The following is a 20,137-nucleotide window of genomic DNA, read 5'->3' as shown; positions in this document are numbered from 1 at the left end:
CTTTCACTTTGGTGAAGTCAAAGCATTCAGCATGCTGAGTTTCGTATCCAGTTTTCAAGGTGCAAGCCGCCTTGAATGGCAAGATCTGATGTTTCGCGGCAGAAGCATCAACATCCGTTTGGTGATGATGGCGGAAGGGAACCACGCGTACCCATCCCGAACACGAACGTTAAGCCTTCCAGCGTCGATGGTACTTGGACCGCAGGGTCCTGGGAGAGTAGAACGTCGCCAAGCGGATGCAAGTAAATTTATTATCATTCGTAACGTTCCCTGATAGCTCAGTTGGTAGAGCACTCGACTGTTAATCGAGTTGTCACAGGTTCGAGTCCTGTTCGGGGAGCCATGCTTCCATAGCTCAGTAGGTAGAGTGCATCCATGGTAAGGATGAGGTCACCGGTTCGATCCCGGTTGGAAGCTCCACGAGGCCCGTTGGTCAAGGGGTTAAGACACCTCCCTTTCACGGAGGTAACAGGGGTTCGAATCCCCTACGGGTCACCATCATGGAGGCTTAGCTCAGCTGGGAGAGCATCTGCCTTACAAGCAGAGGGTCGGCGGTTCGATCCCGTCAGCCTCCACCATGCCGCTGTAGCTCAATTGGTAGAGCAACTGACTTGTAATCAGTAGGTTGGGGGTTCAAGTCCTCTCGGCGGCACCAGCTTTTATCACAATGGGGATTAGCCAAGCGGTAAGGCAACGGACTTTGACTCCGTCATGCCTAGGTTCGAATCCTAGATCCCCAGCCATGCGTGAGCCATTAGCTCAGTTGGTAGAGCACCTGACTTTTAATCAGGGTGTCGTAGGTTCGAGTCCTACATGGCTCACCATTAAGATCACGCATGCGCGTATGGCGGAATTGGCAGACGCACCAGACTTAGGATCTGGCGGGAGACCGTGGGGGTTCAAGTCCCTCTACGCGCACCATATTGTTGCGGAAGTGGCTCAGGGGTAGAGCATCGCCTTGCCAAGGCGAGGGTCGCGGGTTCGAATCCCGTCTTCCGCTCCATTTTTTTCACTCATGTATATGTGCCCTTAGCTCAGCCGGATAGAGCGTTTGACTACGAATCAAAAGGTCGGGAGTTCGAATCTCTCAGGGCACGCCATTTTCAATTCATAGGATTATTACAACGGGACGTAGCTCAGCTTGGTAGAGCACCTGGTTTGGGACCAGGGGGTCGCATGTTCAAATCGTGTCGTCCCGACCATTTTTTAACTTCAATGTTGAAGCAATATGCGGGTGTAGTTCAATGGTAGAACTCCAGCCTTCCAAGCTGGTAGCGTGGGTTCGATTCCCATCACCCGCTCCATACTTTTAAGCGCCAAAAACCTTTGTATGATGAAGGTTTTTTTTGTTTTTCCAGGGAGCCAAACTTTCTTTGAGGATAAAATCAGTGGATTTTAAACGTTGGAGACGAACTCGTGGCCCGTAATTTTGCGCTTGTTCTCCGGATCGGACACGCCGGCAAGCTTGCCGAGCAACCGGTCGCGCACGATCTTGACGACCTTCATATCGATCTCCCCGATAAACAGACGTCTCCATGACGCCTTCCGCTTCACCATTGCGCAGCAGGCCGTGGTCAATAAAGATACACGTCTGCCGTCTGTGCGGCTTGAAATCGCCTTCCGCTCTTCCGTACCCGCGCTTGTCCGCACACTCGACCTTACCGTCCAGTTGGTACGACATCAGCTGCATGCCGCAGCAGATATCGAGCAACGGCACGCCCAGCTCGTAAACACCCGGATCGACCTTCGGCGAGTCCTCGCCGTTGACGCTCGATGGACAGCCGGGGAAGACGATACCCTGGGTTCAAACTCGCGTGCTTGTCCACCGACGTCGAATAAGGCAGCAGCTCGCTGTAGAACGCCGAGGTCAAGGATCCGGCACCCGGTCAATTTGGTTGTACGGGCCGCCAATAACCCTCCCTAAATATCCAAATGCGAAAAAAGCGTCAAGATCGGCGGAGATTAAGACTGCTCGGCAATCTGCTCCCAGTTCGGGTCCTTGATCTCCACCTCGTAGCCGACGACAGACTGCTTGTAGTTGTCGCCCCACTTTTTCATCATTTCCAATATAGGGATAATCGATTTGCCGTGTTCGGTGAGAGAATACTCGACTTTCGCTGGATACACCGGATACACTTCGCGGTGAATCAGCAGGTCTTCCTCCAGCTCCCGTAGCTGGTTCGTTAATATTTTTTGCGTGACGGGCAGAAGCATCTTCTTCAGCTCGCAGAACCGCCTTGTTTCCTGTTGACCCAGGTACCAGAGAATCATTGGCTTCCATTTGCCGCTGATAACCGATATCGTCAATTCCTTTTCGCATAAGAACGTTTTTTTGGGCAAGCTCATGCCGTCCCCTCCTAAATCGGTATCTATTTGGAAACCAGGTTTCGAGAAAGTGCGCTATTTCCAAGTGTTCACATAGGAATTATAATTTTAAATATCAGAACTGTAAAGAGGCATCTCGGAGGTGAATGAACATGCATGCCGATTATGACGTGATCGTGGCGGGGGCCGGATCGTTCGGCATGAGCGCAGGATATTACGCAGCCAAGGCGGGTGCGCGCGTTCTGATGATCGACTCAGGCGACCCGCCTCATACCCTCGGCAGCCACCATGGCGGAACCCGGATATTCCGGGCGGCTTATACGATGGGCGCCGCGTACGTCCGTCTGGCTCTGCGGGCTAACGCTCTCTGGCATGAATTGGAGCAGGACTATGCAAGCCTGCGTACGGAGCAGGATTTCAGTTCGGGGCCGTTGTTCGAATGTACGGGAGTCGTCAGTATCGGTCCGATCAGCTCCCGCTTCATCCGAAGCAAGCTTGAGAGCTGCATCGAATTCGGCATCGCGCACCGGCGGCTGACCGCGGCAGAAGCAAGAGAAGAGTGGCCAGGTCTGTTCGTTCCCGATTCGATGGAAGCTCTCTATGAGCCGAATGCCGGCGTACTGCACAGCGAGCGCATCCTTCGCGTCTACCGCGAGTTGGCACTTCGGCATGGCGCGAGGCTGCTCCCCTATACAGAGGCGCTGTCGATTGAAGCGACGCCGGATGGCTATGTCATCCGGACGACGGGCGGAGATTATTACGCCAAGCGGGTATTGGCAAGCGGAGGAGCCTGGATCGGCAGACTGCTTCCGCAACTGGAGGCAGTAACGCCGATTCGCAAAGCGGTCGGTTGGTTCGAAGCTCCCCGCGAACAGTACGGAAGCGGGCAACTGCCCGCATTTATTATCAATAATGGCGGGGATGAGGAGTATTTCGGATTCCCCGACCTGGACGGCGGTGGTCTGAAGATCGGACGCCACGACGGTGGCGTAACGGCGGTATATGGAAATCCGCTGCCGGCTTTCGGCGCTTACGCCGAGGATGAATCAGAGCTGCGCTACGCTCTGAATCGTTTTCTCCCGGACGTCCGCCGTTTGCGCAGCGGGCAGGTCTGCTTGTATGAGCGATCGCCTGGGGAACGTTTTCTGATCGGGGAAGTCCCCGGGAGATCAGGCTTGTGGTTTGCCGGAGGCGGCTCGGGCCACGGCTTCAAGTTCGCCAGCGCGATCGGCGAAGCGTTGGGCACGACACTCGCGTCCGGCGAGACGAGCCCGGAGTTGGATTGGCAAGCTTTCTCATTACATTCATAAGGAGCGTGTATTCACGATGGACTTTTTATCGCAATGGCGATTTTCGAAAAAATCCCGCTTTTCCTCGCTGCTTGCCGGCGCCGCCCTGCTGCTGGTAACCGCTCTGACGGGCTGCGGAAGCGGAGGAGATAAGAATACGCAATCGGCAGCTTCTACAGCCCCTGCGGCTTCGACCGCACCAAGCGCATCCGCCCCGGCGAGTAACTATCCGAAGGTCATCCGGATTGGCTATCAGAAAGGCAATACGCTGAACATCCTCAAAGCGCACGGAAATCTCGATAAGCGGCTCAAAGATCTTGGCATTTCCGTCGAATGGAACGTCTTCCCCGGCGGCAATAACGTCATGGAGGCTCTCGCTGCCGGCCAAATCGACTACGGCAACGCGGCGGACGGCTCAGGCGTATTTGCTCAGGCGGGCGGCAAGACCTTCGTCTACGTGGGCAATGATCTGCCGAACCCGGAAGGTATGGGCATCATGGTGCTCAAGGATTCGCCGATCCAAACGATCACGGATCTGAAGGGCAAGAAGGTCGCTGTCATCAAGGGGGGCAACCACCACTACCTGACGGTGCTGGCGCTGGAAAGAGTCGGCTTGAAGGCCAACGACGTCCAATATGTGTACGTCAAAGACGCTTCCGAAGGACGCGCCGTATTCGAGACGAAGCAGGTTGATGCCTTGGGTTCCTGGGATCCTTTCTTCGCCACCGTGCAAAACGACTTGAAGCCGGTCACGCTAACCGACGGCGCGGATTATTCGCCCAACCGCACCTTCTACTATTCGACCAGTGAGTTCACAAGCAAGTACCCGGGTCTGGTCAAGATGATCCTCGAGGAAACCGATGTCTCCGACAAGTGGGCGAACGGTAACAAAGAGGAAGTTGTCAAGCTGCTGACGCAGGAGCTCGGCATCGACGAGCAGGCGATCCGCACCGCGGTCGGACGGCGTACGTTCGGCGTCGAAGCGATCACGCGGGATACCATCGCGCCCCAGCAGCAGCTGGCGGACGCGTTCCACCGCATCGGTCTGATTCCGGAAAAATTGGATGTCAGCAAGCTGATGCCCGTAGACGTGCCGTGGAAGCCGAATGTAAGCAAGTAAGAAAACTACTATCAGGGTTAATTCCGAACTTAAACTTACCGATGCGGTAAACGGAAAGAAGGGATCTGCATGAAACCGAACTCGCGACAAAATCGCCCGGACTACCGACGTATAGCGGTGGACGTGATGCTCCCCTGGCTGGTTCCGGTCCTGATCGTCATCGCTTGGCAAATTGTTTCTTCGCTTCAATTCGTATCTGCCAAGCTGTTTCCGTCGCCGCTGACGATCGCCGAGGCCGGCTGGAAGCTGCTATCCTCGGGGCAGTTGTCGCATCACATGGGCATCAGCCTGCAAAGGGCGCTGGTCGGCTTGCTGATCGGCGGCGGTCTCGGCTTCATGCTCGGTGTTGTCAACGCGATCTTTAAGACGTCGTACAGGCTGTTCGATACGACGATCCAGATGATTCGGAACATCCCCCATCTGGCCCTCGTTCCGCTCGTCATCATCTGGATCGGGATCGGCGAAACGTCGAGAGTATTTCTTGTCGCGATCGGCGTTCTGTTCCCGGTTTACGTCAATACATATCACGGCATCCGGAGCGTTGGCGGCGATTATATCGAGATGGGCAATGTCTACGGACTGAAGCCCTGGGAGATTTTCCTCCACATCCTTCTGCCGGGCGCGCTGCCTTCGATCTTCGTCGGATTGCGCTATGCGCTTGGCGTCATGTGGCTGACCTTGATCGTCGCCGAGACGATCGCCACGAATGAAGGCATCGGCTACCTGGCCATGAATGCCCGTGAATTCATGCAAGCCGACATCATCATCCTCAGCATTATTCTATATGCGCTGTTCGGCAAGGTGGCCGATCTGGCGGCCAAGCTGCTCGAACGACGTTTGCTGCGCTGGAATGCAGCTTATCAACCCTAACCAAGGAAGAGGGATGCATATGGCTATCTCAGCTGAAGCGGTCTACCCGGAGGAAGCGCCTCGAGGCAAGTCGGGCGCGAAGATTGAGCTGCGGCAATTGGGCAAGGTTTTTAACGACACCGCAGTGCTTCGCGGGCTGGATCTCTCACTGGAGCCCGGACAGTTCGCCGCTATCATCGGACGCAGCGGAAGCGGCAAGAGCACGCTGCTGCGGCTCATCGCCGGTTTGGAGCGGCAAATGGAGGGTCAGGCGTTCATCGATGGCAAGCCGTTGTCGGGAATATCGCCGGGCACGACGGTTATGTTCCAGGAGGCGAGACTGCTTCCGTGGAAAAAGGTGATCGACAACGTCGGCATCGGCTTGAGGGGAGATTGGCGGAAGCGGGCGGAAGCGCGGCTCCGGCAAGTCGGTCTGGAAGGCCGCGCCGAGGAGTGGCCCTCCGTTCTGTCGGGCGGCCAGAAGCAGCGGGTGGCCCTCGCCCGGGCGCTTATCCGCAACCCCCGTCTGCTGCTGCTCGACGAACCTCTGGGCGCGCTTGATGCGCTAACCCGACTGGATATGCAGCACTTGATCGAGCGGCTGTGGCAGGAGCAGCGGTTCACGACGCTGCTCGTCACGCATGACGTGACGGAAGCGATCAAGCTCGCGGATCGCATCATTCTGATCGAAGACGGAGCGGTCGCGCTGGATCTGGCGAATCCGCTGCCCCGTCCAAGGACGACCGCGGATCCGGTGTTCAGCCAATTAGAGAAAAAGGTGTTGGATCGCATCATGAGAATCACAACCGAATCGACTGGAGCTGACGTCATATGAGTGGACTAGAACGGATGTTTATACGAACTTCGGAGCAAGAGGAGCGGTTCTCGCTGATCGGCGAACTGGCCGATACGTTCATCGAAGGGGCCCAGGCAGCTGATGAGAGCAACAGCTTCGCTTACCCGCACATCGATGCGCTGCGCAAGGCTGGTTTCCCGGCTTACACTGTTCCTTCCGAATGGGGCGGACTCGATATCTCCTTGTACGAGTTCGTGCTTCTGCAGGAGCGCCTAGCACAAGGCGATGCGGCGATCGCGCTGGGCATGGGCTGGCATCTTGGAGTCATATTCGATCTCAACGAGAAGCGCCCCTGGAACGATGAAGTCTACGCCGCTCTGTGCCGCGACGTGGTCGAGCGCGGAGCGCTCGTCAACCGGGCTGCTACCGAAGCGGATTCAGGCAGTCCGGCACGGGGCGGCAAGCCTCGTACGACGGCGGAGCGTCTGCCAGACGGCGCTTACCGGTTGAACGGCCGCAAGACGTTTACGACGCTGTCGCCGGTGCTCGACTATTTTATCGTAACGGCTGTGCTGGACGATTCGGAGACAGAATTCCTCGTACCGCGCGAAACGGCTGGGCTGTCAATCGATCCGACTTGGCGGATGGTCGGGATGCGGGGCACTGCCAGTCATGATCTCGTCCTGGAAGATGTGACCGTTCCGGAGGATGCGCTGGTCTATACAGCGAAGAAAGCTTACCATCAGTCTCCCAGTCCGTATCTGCTGCACATCCCGGCTTGTTACTTGGGGATCGCGCTGGCCGCTCGCAAGGAAGCGCTGAAGTTCGCCAAGGCCTATCAACCGAACTCGCTGCCGCACGCTATTCTATACGCGCCGAATGTCGAGCAGCAGTTGGGCCAGATTGACTTGGAGCTATCCGTGAGCCGTCATTATTTATACGCGATAGCCGCCCGTTGGGACGAGCTGCGGGGAAGACCGGAGGCGTCTACGCTTATTCCGGAGCTGGCAGCGGTCAAAGCGTTCGCGTTGCAGACGGCGCAGTCCGTCGTTGACAAGGCGATGCGGATCGTCGGCGCTCACGGGCTTGCACAATCTCATCCGCTGCAGCGTTTATACCGCGACGTACGGTTCGGCCTTCACAACCCTCCGATGGAGGACTTGGTGATTGTCCAGCTCGGGAAACGGGCCGTTAGGGAAGCGGAAGAAACGGAATGGCGATGACCTGCGGGAAGCCGGCTATATTCATCGCGAGCGATATCCAGTATAGGAAGACAGCCCGACGATAACCGGCGTCGCGAGCACGACCGCCGACTGGACCCACAGGAGCCCTTGGAGCCGGTCGTTGGCCGCTCCAGCCGCAGGCGGTGGCCCCTCTGTCTCCAAGTCGTCCGATATCAGAGGAACCTCTGTACCGACTTCCCTTGCCGCTGCGACCTGTCGCGCCTCCGAAAGCAGACCAGCGAACCGCTCCTCCGTCATCGGCCGGACTGCGAGTGATCCGGGGCTACAGCGGAACTGCACCGGCTCTACGTCCGCGTCAAGCTTCGCGAAACGGTAGTCCGAGCCTTGTAGTAACGGATAATCTCGGGAAGCGCCGCTACCGTCTGCTCTCTGTTCTCTCCGCCATGCAGCAGCACGTGCGGCGTCCGTGGAAGCTTCGCGGGAGTCGCTTCCTTTACGATATCCGCCGCGCGGGCGTTTTTGCGCAGCGCATCACCGCTGTCCACATTCCAGTCTTCTTCGAGGGGATAATACCAGCCCGTCAAGACGGTTGTCTACGGTCGTTCCACTCGTCAATCGTTCGAAGGTCCACTTTAAGAATCTCGCATATATGGAGGGCTATTGTCACGGTCGGATTAGGTGTCCCATATTCAAGGTTTGGGTAGTGCTTCAAGGAAACATGGATCTCCCGACCATGCTTTGATTGCGAAATCCCCTTTCGTTTGCTTGCTTCACTCAGCTTCATTAGAGGCCACTCCTGATACGTTTGCCTCCATGCTGCCGAAAACGCAAAGTTAATATACCAAATTATAATTGGCATAAAATACTTAGGTGCTATAATATTCAGGCTTATCCGCTTTGATATGCAGACTCAGGACTTGAAAGTCAAATTTCCTGGCGTTAATGCTGCCGGCGAACAATTGTCCGTCCATCCCGGATCCGGAGAGAAACGCAATTGCTATAGAACGGAAAGGATAGTTTATCACCGAGTCGAACTGATCGCCGCCAAGCCATCTCGAGCCATTGCTCCACACATCTCCGACAATGAACGCGTCCGGCTTTGCATCCTTGACCCTCATGCGAAATTCCCGCCAAAACCGGTGGTCAATCTCGTTGGCCACAGCAAGACGCCAGCCGTCGATGCCGACCTCGCGAATCCAATAATCAGCGCCTTCCAGCAAGTAGTCTTTGACCTCCGGGTGAACCGTGTTTAATTTAGGCACGGAAAGTCATAATAGCCTCCAGACGGGACAGGCTGCTCGCCATGAACACCGGTTTCCACGAGCCATGCCGTTTCATCGGCCGCACTTACCCGATACCCGTAGGAAAATCGTTTAAAAGCGATGAGCGTCATGTTCTGCTCGATGTAAGTCAAATCCCACTCGACTTGTCCCCCGCGATAAGCACTGCTTCCTCGACATCGCCGCGCTTCGTCCGCAGCCGGAGGTGGACGGTTTCCTCGTCATAACGCATAACCCCAAATTATTGCGAGTCGCGTGATACAGACATTCCCGCAGCATAGCAGCCCCCTGCGTTCATCGTATATGAAATCACTACGGACTTATGAAACCGAAGATCGGTGGTTATAAACAGGGAGAATGGGTAAAACATGAAAGTAACCCTATCCAAGCAACTTGAAGACCGTAAGCATTCCAAAGTCATCATCGGAGAACGAATAATTTGGGAGTGCGGGTAATCCGAATCGGAATAAGATGTTTTTTTCGCTTTAGCGCATAAATGGACTACATGCTTGTCCAGGGTTGTGTTAAAATAGAGGTTATGACTTGCTTGTTTAGGATGGAGGAAAACCATGTCGGACTCAACTGCAATTATCAACAAAAACACGTCCAACAATTTGCTGCGCCGAGACGTAAGGTTTTTGGGGCATATTTTGGGCGAGGTGCTTGTGCATCAGGGCGGTAATACGCTGTTTACCATCGTAGAGAAAATCAGAGAGATGAGTAAAGCTCTGCGTGCCCAATACACGCCGGAAATGTACAAGGAATTAAAGGAAACGGTGAGCGGACTGGCTCCGGAAATTCGCCACCAGGTGATTCGGGCCTTCGCGATTTATTTCCAATTAATCAATATAGCGGAGCAAAATCACCGCATTCGCCGTAAGCGCGATTATGAGCGTACCGCCGGCGAGAATGTGCAGCCGGGGTCGATCGAGGACGTCGTGCGCGAGTTGAAAAGCTTGAACATCTCCGCCCCGGAAGTGCAAGAGATGATCTCCGGCATTTCGCTCGAGCTGGTGATGACTGCGCATCCGACGGAGGCGACGAGACGGGCCGTGCTCGACATTCACCAACGCATCGCCAAAGACGTGGAGGAGCTCGATAATCCGAATCTCACATTCCGTGAACGGGAGCAGCTTCGCGAGCAGTTGCTCGGTGAAGTCATCACCCTCTGGCAGACCGATGAATTGCGCGATCGCAAACCGACCGTCATTGACGAGGTGAACAACGGACTTTATTATTTTGACGAGACGTTGTTCGACGTGCTCCCGCAGGTGTATCAGGAGTTGGAGCGCTGCCTGTTGAAATATTATCCGGAGGAATCGTGGCACGTGCCGACCTTCCTCAAGTTCGGTTCCTGGATCGGCGGAGATCGGGACGGCAATCCTTCCGTGACGTCGGATATTACGTGGCAAACCCTAACCATGCACCGCAAGCTGGCGCTCGAGAAATATGAGGAAGAGCTGCGAAAGCTGATGGCCCATATGAGCTTCAGCAAAAATATCGTCGAAGTGACCGATGAGCTTCTCGACTCGATCGAGCAGGACCGTAAAACGGTAGATTTGTCGAACGACGAAGGCTGGCGCAATGAGAAAGAGCCTTACCGCATCAAGGTGCGGTTCATGATCGAGAAAATTCGCAACAGCGGAAACCCCAATATAGCGGACAAGAAAAAATATACGAATCCGGATCAATTTATGGCCGATTTGCAAGTGATTGAGCGCAGCTTGCGCAATCACTATGCAGATTTCATCGCCGATGCATATGTACAGAAACTGATTCGCCAAGTGGAGCTGTTCGGCTTCCATCTGGCCACTCTTGACGTGCGCCAGCACAGCAAGGAGCACGAGTCGGCGATGACGGAAATTTTAGCCGGCATGAGCATCTGTCCGAACTATGCCGCGCTGTCGGAGCAGGAAAAGATCGAGCTGCTGACAGCGCTGTTGAACGAGCCGCGGCCGATTACATCGCCGTATATCAAATACAGCGAGTCGACGCAAGAGTGTCTGGACGTGTACCGTGTCATTCAGAAGGCGCAAGCCGAATTCGGCCGTGCTTGTATTTCCAGCTACTTGATCAGTATGACCCAAGGCTCGAGCGATTTGCTTGAAGTTCTGGTGTTCGCCAAAGAAGCGGGATTGTACCTGCACGAAGCGGACGGGTCCGTCACCTGCACGCTGCAGTCCGTACCGTTATTCGAGACGATCGACGACCTGCATGCCGCGCCGGACATTATGTCCACGCTGTATCAAATTCCGGCGTATCGTAAAAGCCTGGCAAGCAGGAACAACCTGCAGGAAATTATGCTCGGCTATTCCGACAGCAATAAGGACGGCGGCGTTATTACCGCTAACTGGGAGCTGCGCGTAGCGCTCCGCAGCATCACGGCCGCAGCGAAGAAATACGACGTGAAGCTGAAGTTCTTCCACGGCCGCGGGGGAGCGCTCGGTCGCGGCGGCATGCCGCTGAACCGCAGCATCCTGGCCCAGCCGGCGGACACGGTCGGCGGCGGGATCAAAATTACGGAGCAGGGCGAAGTGCTCTCGTCCCGTTATTCGATTAAAGGCATCGCCTACCGCAGCTTGGAGCAGGCAACCTCGGCGCTCATTACGAGCGCGCTGTGGGCCCGCAATCCGCAGCAAGACGCTTCGGAGGAGCGGTATGAATCCATTATGCGGGGGATCTCGGAGAAGGCGCAGCAGAAGTATCAGGATTTGATTTTCCGCGATGCGGATTTCATGTCGTTCTTCAAGGAATCGACGCCGCTGCCGGAGATCGGCGAGCTGAACATCGGTTCCCGTCCTTCGAAACGGAAGAACAGCGATCGTTTCGAAGACTTACGCGCGATCCCATGGGTGTTCGCATGGACGCAGTGCCGTTATTTGCTGCCAGCCTGGTATGCGGCCGGCACCGGATTATACAGCTACTATCAGGAAAAGCCGGAACACTTGGCTACCATGCAGGATATGTATAACAACTGGTCGTTCTTCCGCGGCTTAATCGACAACTTGCAGATGGCTTTAGCGAAAGCGGACCTGTTGATTGCCAAGGAATACGGCAGCATGATCAAGGACCAGCAGGTCGCGAAGCGTATATATGAGCTGATCGAGGAGGAGTACCGGCGAACCTCTGATTTGATCCTGCAAATTACCGGACAACAGGAAATTCTCGATAACGTGCCGGTTATCCAAGAGTCGATTCGCCTTCGTAATCCTTATGTAGACCCGCTCTCTTACATGCAGGTCGACTTGTTGTCGGAGCTTCGCGCAACGCGCGAGGACGGCGGCGAAGACGATCCGCTCCTGCTGCGCGAGGTGCTGCTGACTATTAACGGCATTGCGGCCGGCTTGCGGAATACGGGTTGATCGACGGAGGATCTCCCGTCATTTTGAAATAACATACGACAGGGCCGGGAGCTTGATTCCATCATGCCACCCGGCCTTTCTATGCTGTGTACCATATAGTATAGACCGCTTTGACGAAGCTTGATGCGTCGACGGCGACGTGCTGCTATTTCCATGTATTTGGATGACGGTGCGATAGGCGCGATCGTTATCCGTCGCCGGCTGAAACTTAGCTACCTGACCGCCGTATTGATGATTATGTCGGAAGTGTGGCTTTTGGTGAACAGGCCCGCGGCGGCGGCAGCTGCGGCCGTGTCGGTGTATTTTCTTTTGCATGAGACTGTACAGGGCGTATAGTGGTTTGGTATGCTGTGCATATTGACAGGAATAGTGAACGCGGAAAGAACGGCGTCGTCCTGAACAATCTGAACGGACCTGGAGCTCAGACGAGGCAACGTTCGGAGTGGAGGTAGATCGGTGAATCATATGGACACCCGGCTCGCCAAGCTCGCCCGAGGCGGGGATCGAGCGGCTTTCGCCGAATTGGTGGAGCTGTATAAAGATAAAATTTATCATCTCGCATACCGGATGCTGCACAACCGCCATGAAGCGGAGGAAATCGTGCAGGAGACGTTTTTGCGCGTGTATACAAATTTAGAGCGGTATGACGATCAGCAGAAGTTCTCCACCTGGATTTACCGGATCGGCACCAATCTGTGCATTGACAGGCTCCGCAAGAGGAAGATCACTTACTCGCTGGATGCAGAGATGAACGACGGAGAAGGCAACGACTGGTATTCCACGCTGGCGAGCAACGATCAAACGCCGGACCAGCATGTGGAGCTATCGGAGACGCAGGCGCAAATTCGCGATTCGATCGATACGCTGCCGGAGAAATATAAGGCGGTCGTCGTGCTGCGGTACTTGCAGGATTTGTCGCTACAGGAGATCAGCGAGGCACTGTCGATGCCGGTTACGACGATTAAGACAAGACTGCATCGGGGCCGGGAATACTTGCGAAAAAAATTGGAAACGCTGATTTAGTTTTTTTGAAACGACTTCGTTGCTGCTGCGTATGGTATTACACGACGGATTAGGGACACAGAAGAAAGGAGTGGCTCAAGATGGATTGCAAGGAAGCCCTCCCTTTGTTGCACGAATACTTGGACGGAGGCTTGAGCGCTGCTCAGTCCTCGCAGTTGAAGGAGCATTTGCTTGGATGTGCGGATTGCCGGGCGCGTCTGCAGGAGTACGAAAAGATGGAAGCGCTGGTCCACGCCTGGACCCCGCCCAGCGTACCTGACGATTTGACCGAGAAGATTATGCGGGCGCTGCCCCCGGTCAAACGACACAATGCGTTATACCGCTTTATTCGCAAGCATCCGGCGGCGTCGGTTGCCGCGGTCTTCGCCATGGTGATGCTTTCGTCCTTCCTATCGACGTGGAATGACGATCAAGTGCTGGCGGTGAAAGGACCGGATCTGCAATCGGTTGTCATCAAAGGGGACACGGTTTACGTACCGGCAGGCAGTATAGTGGCCGGCGATTTGACGGTGGAGAACGGGAAATTGCAAGTGGACGGCGATGTGAAAGGCAATGTGGTTGTGATCGACGGTTCGGTGAATTATGCTTCCACCGCACACATCTCCGGTCAGATCAAACAAATCGACGAAGTATTCAGTTGGGCTTGGTACAAAATGAACGCCTGGCTTGCGCAAGTCTCGGACGTTAAATAGATGATGCGACCCCATTCCTGTAATCCTCCCGGTTCTCTTGTAGAGAGGGGAGGGTTTTTTGTTGCAAATATGGTATTATAAAGAAGCACGCTTAGAGAGACAAACATCTGCGGTACGGTTTGGGGGCTAACGCGATGGATTGGATTACGGACATCCGTATTTTAGATATCGTTGATATATTAATTGTGAGTTATGTGATCTACAAACTGATTCTGGTCGTACGGGGAACAAGGGCCATTCAGTTGTTGAAAGGGATTCTGGTCGTTGTCGTAACGTGGGCGTTCAGCTCATGGTTCAAATTGAACACGCTGCAGTGGGTGATGAACCAGATGTTCACGTTCGGTCTCGTCGGCGTGATCATCATCTTCCAGCCCGAGCTTCGGCGCGCGCTCGAGCAGCTCGGGCGCGGCAAGCTGTTCAGCCGGTCGACGCCGGAAGAAGACCAGGACGTCAACCGGAAGATTAACGAGGTGCTGAAAGCGATCGATTACATGGCGCGGCGGAAAATCGGAGCGCTTATCGTGTTCGAGCGGGAGACGGGGCTTAACGATTACATCGAGTCGGGGATTGCGATCGAATCGCACATCAGCTCGGAGCTGCTGATTAACATTTTCATCCCGAACACGCCGCTGCACGACGGTGCGGTTATTATACGCAGGCATCAGTTGATGGCGGCCGGCTGTTATTTGCCGTTGTCGGAGAATCCGTTCATCAGCAAGGAGCTTGGGACCCGTCACCGGGCGGCAATCGGGATGGGTGAGGTATCGGATGCGATGTGTATTATCGTCTCGGAGGAAACGGGACAAGTATCGGTGACGATGAACGGGCACATTTTGCGGGATATTAAGGAAGATGCCTTGTTATCGAAAATGTTCGAGGAATTGAAGCCTAAGGCAAAGACGAAGGAAAAGAGCGCGATAAGCTCCATGTGGAAATGGAGGCGGCGAAACTAATGGATCAGTGGCTTCGCAATACGAATGTCATCAAAATTGTGGCGCTGGCAATCGGCATTCTGCTCTGGGCGGTCGTCCGGATGGACGGGGGCTCGGTTACGGGATCGACCGGTCTCGAGATCGTCGAACAGCAAATCGGGAACGTCTCGGTGACCCCGAAATACGACAACAGTACGTTCTTTGTCGAATCGATCGATCCGCCCCAAGTGACGGTCACGTTATCCGGGCGTGAGTCTGTATTGAAGAAAGTGATGAATACCGGCAATTTCTCCGTCGAGCTTGATCTGACGAAGGTAGGGAAAGGGGAGCATGTGCTGCCCTTGACACCGGTTGGCTTTCCTTCGAATGTGACGGTGAAAGTAACCCCGGCTACGGTGAGAGTCGTGATCGATGAGAAGGGGAACAAATCGATGCCGGTTACGATTAACGTCACGGGGATCCCGGGCGTCGGCCTGAAAGCGGGGCAGCCGGTTGTGAAGCCGAAGCAGGTGACGGTATCCGTGCCGAGCCGCATCTATGACAAAGTGGACTCGGTTCGCGCTGATGTGAACGTGGAGAAGGCGACATCGGCCGTAACGAAACATGCCACGCTGCAGGCATTCGATAAAGACGGCAATGTCATCGAAACGGCGACGATCAGTCCCGCAGTCGTGGACGTCGAAGTGCCGATTACGAGTCCGTTCACGCTGGTGCCGCTGCAGATCAAGCTGGTCGGCGAGCCCCCGCGCGGGTTTGGTGTAGCCTCGGTACGGCAAAGCACCGACAAGGTAACGGTTTACGGGGCGCAGAATGTGCTGGATCGGATGGAGTTTTACGAAGGACCGCAGGTGGACTTGACGAACTTGAAAGCGGACGAGGAATTCACGCTGACGATTCCGCTGCGCAATGACGTGAAGCAGCTGGATCCGGATAAAGTAACAGTCAATGTGAGCATTGTGCCGTCGGTGACGAAAACGTTGGAGGCCATACCGTTATCGTTCGTCGGGCAGAATGACGGCTTCAATACGAAGGTCGTGCTGCCGGAGTCAGGTCAGCTCAACTTGACGGTGGAAGGCGCGCCCTCGATCATCGAGAAGCTGAAGCCGCAGGATGTGCAGGCCATTCTCGATGTGAGCAACTTGCCGCCGGGCAAGCATGAAGTATCGGTCACTTGGAACTTGCCGACCTTCGTGAAGAAGGGGCCGACGCAGGACTTCAAGGCAACGGTCGAAATCAGTGCGAAAGCAGAAGCGGTCAACCCGGCTGCGGCGACACCTGCCGCGCCGTAGCCGCCGGCCCATTAACAACGGGCTTCGACAGGAGCTTGGATGATTCTGGCTCGGCGTCGAAATTTGACCCTCCGTAACGAATCAGAGATAATGAGAATAGTGTATTGACAGTAGGTATTGGCTTGGGGGAGAGGACAACAAATGGGGAAATATTTTGGAACGGACGGCGTGCGCGGCGTAGCGAATCAGGAACTGACGCCGGAGCTTGCCTACAAGATTGGCCGCTGCGGCGGGTATGTACTGGCCGGTCAAGTGGAGAAGCCGAATGTGGTCATTGGCTTGGATACGCGTATTTCGGGTCCTATGCTGGAGGCCTCGCTCGTAGCAGGATTGCTGTCCATCGGGGCGAATGTGATCCGCTTAGGCGTTATTTCGACTCCGGGCGTAGCTTATTTGACGCGGGCTTTGAAGGCTGATGCAGGTGTGATGATCTCCGCCAGCCATAACCCGGTTGAAGACAACGGGATTAAGTTTTTCGGCGCGGACGGCTTCAAGCTGTCTGACGAGACGGAGCTGGAAATCGAGCGTCTGATGGATGCCGAGCTCGACGAGCTTCCTCGTCCAACCGGAGGCGATATCGGTACGGTGACCGACAATCCGGAAGCGAAGTTTGCTTATTTGGAGTATATCCAATCCACGGTTCGTTCATCCTTCCAAGGCATTCGTGTGGCGCTCGATTGCGCACACGGCGCGGCTTACGAGCTGGCGCCGAAAGTGTTCGAGGCACTGGGCGCGGAAGTCATCACGGTAGGGGCGCAGCCGAACGGACGCAACATCAACGATAACTGCGGATCGACGCATCCGGAAGCGCTGCAGCGCATCGTCGTGGAGCAGAAGGCGCATATCGGGCTTGCCTTTGACGGCGATGCCGATCGCTTAATCGCTATTGACGAGAAGGGCGACGAGGTTGACGGCGACTTCATCCTTAGCATTTGCGGGCATGCGTTGAACCAAGCCGGTAAGCTGAAGGAGCAAACCATCGTCACCACGGTGATGAGCAACATCGGCTTTTTTAAAGGAATTGAAGCGGTTGGCATGAAAGCGGCGAAGACGGCCGTCGGCGACCGCTACGTCATGGAGGAAATGCGTAAAGGCGGGTACAATCTTGGCGGCGAGCAGTCGGGTCACGTCATTTTCCTCGACTATAACACGACCGGAGACGGCATTCTAACGGCGCTTCAGCTGGTGGACACGCTCGTGCAAGCAGGCAAACCGCTCAGCGAGCTGAAACAGATTATGCGTAAATATCCGCAGAAGCTCGTGAACGTGCGTGTCGGCGACAAGAGCAAGCTCAAGGACAATGCCGCTGTAGCAGCGGAGATCGCCAAAGTGGAAGAGCAGCTTGGCGACAACGGCCGCGTGCTCGTCAGGCCTTCCGGTACGGAATCGTTAATTCGCGTCATGGCCGAAGGGCCGGACAAAGAGCTGGTCGAGGCGTACGTGCAGCAAATTGCCGACGTGATCGAGCGCGAACTGGTATAACGCAGGGCAAACAAGCGAACATGAGGTCCCCGGGGGCTGATTCATGCAGGCATCCGGGGATTTTTGCATAAGCGACGGTGTTTTGAAAACATAATGAAAATTACTTGTTGCACTTTACGGTCAAAATGAATAAGATGTGATTATGTCTTATTCTAAACAGAAAGGTGGGCAGAGGCAGGAACCCTATAAAGCGCCAGAACTGGAGCGGAATGAAGCAGCTTTCAGCTTGCCTGTGAATCGGTCTTAAGTCATCCGTCAGGAGGACTTCTCTTATTTCCCAGACAACGCGGAGCGGGTGGAAGACAGATGAATTCGGCCAGTTGACGAGGTGAAGGTGTTCGAAACATTCGGCGGGGACCTTCCGGTGTGCGATCCGAACCGTAAGTCGAACTACAAATCGTCCGGGTGACCGGACAGACAAATGTTCGGCGGGATCAACGACAAATCGAAAACGAAAGAAAAGCTTCTTTCCATGGGACGCCATCTTCGAGAGAGCCGAGCCGGGAAGCTTTTTGGATCGTGCTGAAAACTGAATATTGTGCGCTGTAAGGGCGCGGATGAAGCTTTATTTCTGCACGAAGTTGAAGCTTCCGTGGGAAACGTATGTGCATCTTTCGAAGAAAGGCGATAGAGCTTTTCTAAATTAGGAGGATCACGACATATGTGCGGTATTGTTGGTTATGTAGGTAAACGGAATTCCCAGAATATATTGATTGACGGTTTGAAAAAACTGGAATATCGCGGTTACGACTCCGCTGGTGTGGCGGTTTATACGAAGGACGGACTGCAAATCAAGAAATCCAAGGGGCGCTTGGCCAATTTGGAATCGAAGCTCGATGAAGCGCCGCTCGAAGGCAACATCGGCATCGGGCATACCCGCTGGGCGACGCACGGCAAACCGTCGGATGTGAACTCGCATCCGCATACGGACAATTCGTCCAAGTTCTCGGTCGTACACAACGGCATTATTGAAAATTATATGCAATTGAAAGAAGAACTGACGGCAAAAGGCCATGTGTTCGTATCGGAAACGGACACAGAGGTTATTTCCCACCTGATCGCGAGCTTGTACGAAGGCGATATCGTTAAAGCGGTGCAAAAGGCCGTAACGCGCATGAGAGGCGCTTTTGCACTGGGCGTGCTGACCGAATACGAGCCGGATAAATTGGTCGCTGTTCGTTTGTCCAGCCCGTTGATTATCGGTGTGGGCGAAGGCGAGAACTTCATCGGTTCCGACATCCCGGCCATCCTCGAATACACGCGCAACGTGTATATTCTAAACGACGGGGAAATGGCTCTTCTGACAAAAGACGACGTTACGTTGATGACGTTGGAAGGCAATTTTATTTCCCGGGAATTATTTCATGTCGATTGGGATATTGTTACGGCGGAAAAGGCCGGTTTTGATCACTTTATGTTGAAAGAAATTTACGAGCAGCCTAAGGCGTACCGCGATACGATGGGAGCCCGGATCGATGCGGCCGCATCGAAGGTTGTACTCCCGGAGATTGGGATGACCCCGGAACAAATTCGTTCGATTCGTCAAGTGCACATTGTAGCTTGCGGCACGGCGTATCATGCAGGCTTGGTTGGGAAGTCCGTCATTGAACACTTGGCGCGCATTCCGGTAGAAACCGATGTTGCTTCGGAGTATCGCTACCGCTCCCCGATCATTACGCCGGAAACGCTTGTGATCGTTGTAAGTCAGTCCGGTGAGACGGCCGATACACTGGCAGCCCTTCGTGAAGCGAAGCGCTGCGGCGCTCGGGTTGTCGCCATCACGAACGTAGTGGGCAGCTCCGTCGCGCGCGAGGCGGACGATGTGATTGTTACGTGGGCCGGTCCGGAGATCGCCGTAGCTTCTACCAAGGCTTATACGTCCCAATTGATCGGGTTCTATTTGTTCGGCCTATACTTGGCTCAAACGCTCGGAACAGCAGAAGCGACTTATATCGAGGAAGTGCTCCGCGGACTGCAGGAGCTTCCGGAGAAGGTTGAGCGCATCCTGGAGCAATCCGAGGCGATCAAGGAAGTAGCCGAGCAGATTTCGACGCATCACAGCTTGTTCTTCATCGGCCGCGGCCTCGATTATGCGGTAGCGTTGGAAGGCTCGTTGAAGCTGAAAGAGATTTCATACATTCACTCGGAGGCTTATGCCGCCGGCGAATTGAAGCACGGTACGCTCGCACTGATCGAGGAAGGCATCCCGGTTATCGCCTTAGCGACGCAAGACGCGCTGTTTGAGAAAACGGTGAGCAACATCAAGGAAGTGAAAGCGCGCGGCGCTCAAGTGTTTGGCATCCACATGGAAGGCGATACCGAGCTGGCGAAAGCCGTTGACGAAGTATTCGCGATTCCGCAAACGCACCCGCTGCTTGCACCGGCGCTGACTGTTGTGCCGCTGCAGCTGCTTAGCTACTATGCGTCCTTGGCGCTGGGCCATGATGTGGATAAACCGCGTAACTTGGCGAAGAGTGTAACGGTAGAGTAAAGAGAAGAGGGGGCACAGCCCCT

17 protein-coding genes, 12 tRNA genes, 1 rRNA gene and 1 pseudogene are annotated in these 20,137 nt (G+C 54.9%); 26 read left to right on the top strand and 5 right to left on the bottom strand.

Annotation, left to right across the window (positions count from 1 at the left end):
* Positions 1-117 precede the first annotated feature (117 nt).
* The 13 genes from rrf to JMF85_RS02260 all read left to right on the top strand — a co-directional run bounded on the left by rrf (position 118) and on the right by JMF85_RS02260 (position 1,304).
* A 5S ribosomal RNA gene (gene rrf, locus JMF85_RS02320) occupies positions 118-234 on the top strand.
* Between the two features lie 33 nt (positions 235-267).
* Positions 268-343, top strand: a tRNA-Asn gene (locus tag JMF85_RS02315).
* A gap of 1 nt (position 344) precedes the next feature.
* Positions 345-420: transfer RNA gene (locus JMF85_RS02310), tRNA-Thr, on the top strand.
* Positions 421-423: 3 nt separating this feature from the next.
* Positions 424-498, top strand: a tRNA-Glu gene (locus JMF85_RS02305).
* A gap of 4 nt (positions 499-502) precedes the next feature.
* Positions 503-578 (top strand) — tRNA-Val (locus JMF85_RS02300).
* A 1-nt stretch (position 579) separates the two neighbouring features.
* Positions 580-655: transfer RNA gene (locus JMF85_RS02295), tRNA-Thr, on the top strand.
* Positions 656-668: 13 nt separating this feature from the next.
* A tRNA-Gln gene (locus tag JMF85_RS02290) sits at positions 669-743 on the top strand.
* 5 nt (positions 744-748) lie between these two features.
* Positions 749-824: transfer RNA gene (locus JMF85_RS02285), tRNA-Lys, on the top strand.
* Positions 825-838: 14 nt separating this feature from the next.
* A tRNA-Leu gene (locus JMF85_RS02280) sits at positions 839-921 on the top strand.
* 7 nt (positions 922-928) lie between these two features.
* Positions 929-1,003 (top strand) — tRNA-Gly (locus JMF85_RS02275).
* 20 nt (positions 1,004-1,023) lie between these two features.
* Positions 1,024-1,100: transfer RNA gene (locus JMF85_RS02270), tRNA-Arg, on the top strand.
* 25 nt (positions 1,101-1,125) lie between these two features.
* Positions 1,126-1,202 (top strand) — tRNA-Pro (locus tag JMF85_RS02265).
* A gap of 28 nt (positions 1,203-1,230) precedes the next feature.
* Positions 1,231-1,304, top strand: a tRNA-Gly gene (locus JMF85_RS02260).
* A 103-nt stretch (positions 1,305-1,407) separates the two neighbouring features.
* On the opposite strand, the pseudogene JMF85_RS02255 reads toward JMF85_RS02260, so the two are convergent.
* A pseudogene (locus tag JMF85_RS02255) lies at positions 1,408-1,912 on the bottom strand (glutamine amidotransferase-related protein); the annotation flags it as partial.
* A gap of 50 nt (positions 1,913-1,962) precedes the next feature.
* Positions 1,963-2,346 carry a winged helix-turn-helix transcriptional regulator gene (locus JMF85_RS02250; RefSeq protein WP_155615827.1) on the bottom strand — a complete coding sequence of 128 codons (384 nt, stop codon included), beginning with the start codon at positions 2,344-2,346 and terminating at the stop codon, positions 1,963-1,965.
* A 131-nt stretch (positions 2,347-2,477) separates the two neighbouring features.
* On the opposite strand from JMF85_RS02250, the gene solA reads away from it, so the two are divergent.
* The 5 genes from solA (at position 2,478) to JMF85_RS02225 (ending at position 7,602) form a co-directional block, all read left to right on the top strand.
* The gene (gene solA / locus JMF85_RS02245; RefSeq protein ID WP_196427007.1) at positions 2,478-3,635 is read left to right on the top strand and encodes an N-methyl-L-tryptophan oxidase; all 1,158 of its coding nucleotides are present in this window, start codon (positions 2,478-2,480) and stop codon (positions 3,633-3,635) included.
* A gap of 16 nt (positions 3,636-3,651) precedes the next feature.
* Positions 3,652-4,734 carry a sulfonate ABC transporter substrate-binding protein gene (locus tag JMF85_RS02240; RefSeq protein WP_141334071.1) on the top strand — a complete coding sequence of 361 codons (1,083 nt, stop codon included), beginning with the start codon at positions 3,652-3,654 and terminating at the stop codon, positions 4,732-4,734.
* 69 nt (positions 4,735-4,803) lie between these two features.
* A complete protein-coding gene (locus JMF85_RS02235; protein ID WP_201317685.1) occupies positions 4,804-5,604 on the top strand; it encodes an ABC transporter permease subunit in 801 nt (266 codons plus the stop codon).
* A 19-nt stretch (positions 5,605-5,623) separates the two neighbouring features.
* Complete coding sequence (locus JMF85_RS02230; protein WP_201317684.1) at positions 5,624-6,418, top strand: ATP-binding cassette domain-containing protein; 795 nt, start codon at positions 5,624-5,626, stop codon at positions 6,416-6,418.
* Positions 6,415-7,602 (top strand): acyl-CoA dehydrogenase family protein, encoded by a 1,188-nt coding sequence (locus JMF85_RS02225; protein WP_201317683.1) that lies wholly within the window; start codon positions 6,415-6,417, stop codon positions 7,600-7,602. Before JMF85_RS02230 ends, JMF85_RS02225 begins: the two co-directional genes overlap by 4 nt.
* A gap of 305 nt (positions 7,603-7,907) precedes the next feature.
* On the opposite strand, the gene JMF85_RS02220 is transcribed toward JMF85_RS02225, so the two are convergent.
* From JMF85_RS02220 to JMF85_RS28595, 3 genes are all read right to left on the bottom strand, one after another.
* Positions 7,908-8,108, bottom strand: coding sequence for a polysaccharide deacetylase family protein (locus JMF85_RS02220; protein WP_201317682.1), 201 nt, complete (start codon positions 8,106-8,108; stop codon positions 7,908-7,910).
* A 321-nt stretch (positions 8,109-8,429) separates the two neighbouring features.
* Positions 8,430-8,825: an alpha-amylase family glycosyl hydrolase gene (locus tag JMF85_RS28545; RefSeq protein ID WP_201317681.1), complete on the bottom strand. Its 396-nt coding sequence runs from the start codon at positions 8,823-8,825 to the stop codon at positions 8,430-8,432.
* 148 nt (positions 8,826-8,973) lie between these two features.
* Positions 8,974-9,075: an alpha amylase N-terminal ig-like domain-containing protein gene (locus JMF85_RS28595; protein ID WP_201317680.1), complete on the bottom strand. Its 102-nt coding sequence runs from the start codon at positions 9,073-9,075 to the stop codon at positions 8,974-8,976.
* Positions 9,076-9,412: 337 nt separating this feature from the next.
* On the opposite strand from JMF85_RS28595, the gene ppc reads away from it, so the two are divergent.
* The 8 genes from ppc to glmS all read left to right on the top strand — a co-directional run bounded on the left by ppc (position 9,413) and on the right by glmS (position 20,114).
* Complete coding sequence (gene ppc, locus JMF85_RS02205) at positions 9,413-12,205, top strand: phosphoenolpyruvate carboxylase (RefSeq protein WP_201317679.1); 2,793 nt, start codon at positions 9,413-9,415, stop codon at positions 12,203-12,205.
* 123 nt (positions 12,206-12,328) lie between these two features.
* Positions 12,329-12,541: a hypothetical protein gene (locus JMF85_RS27920; RefSeq protein ID WP_236595709.1), complete on the top strand. Its 213-nt coding sequence runs from the start codon at positions 12,329-12,331 to the stop codon at positions 12,539-12,541.
* 129 nt (positions 12,542-12,670) lie between these two features.
* On the top strand, positions 12,671-13,228 hold the full coding sequence (sigW, locus tag JMF85_RS02200; RefSeq protein ID WP_155615828.1) for an RNA polymerase sigma factor SigW: 558 nt from the start codon (positions 12,671-12,673) through the stop codon (positions 13,226-13,228).
* A gap of 80 nt (positions 13,229-13,308) precedes the next feature.
* Positions 13,309-13,920 (top strand): zf-HC2 domain-containing protein, encoded by a 612-nt coding sequence (locus JMF85_RS02195; RefSeq protein ID WP_054798261.1) that lies wholly within the window; start codon positions 13,309-13,311, stop codon positions 13,918-13,920.
* 134 nt (positions 13,921-14,054) lie between these two features.
* Positions 14,055-14,873: a diadenylate cyclase CdaA gene (gene cdaA, locus JMF85_RS02190; protein ID WP_127607612.1), complete on the top strand. Its 819-nt coding sequence runs from the start codon at positions 14,055-14,057 to the stop codon at positions 14,871-14,873.
* Positions 14,873-16,141 carry a CdaR family protein gene (locus tag JMF85_RS02185; RefSeq protein WP_054800319.1) on the top strand — a complete coding sequence of 423 codons (1,269 nt, stop codon included), beginning with the start codon at positions 14,873-14,875 and terminating at the stop codon, positions 16,139-16,141. Before cdaA ends, JMF85_RS02185 begins: the two co-directional genes overlap by 1 nt.
* A gap of 141 nt (positions 16,142-16,282) precedes the next feature.
* Entirely contained in the window at positions 16,283-17,623 is a 1,341-nt protein-coding gene (glmM, locus tag JMF85_RS02180; RefSeq protein ID WP_127607616.1) for a phosphoglucosamine mutase, read from the top strand.
* Positions 17,624-18,284: 661 nt separating this feature from the next.
* Complete coding sequence (glmS, locus tag JMF85_RS02175; RefSeq protein ID WP_054800318.1) at positions 18,285-20,114, top strand: glutamine--fructose-6-phosphate transaminase (isomerizing); 1,830 nt, start codon at positions 18,285-18,287, stop codon at positions 20,112-20,114.
* Positions 20,115-20,137: the final 23 nt, after the last annotated feature.

Source organism: Paenibacillus sp. EPM92 (assembly GCF_016586185.1).
GTDB lineage: Bacteria > Bacillota > Bacilli > Paenibacillales > NBRC-103111 > Paenibacillus_G > Paenibacillus_G validus.
Note: the sequence above shows the minus strand (reverse complement) of the source record. Positions and strands in the feature narration are given on the sequence as shown.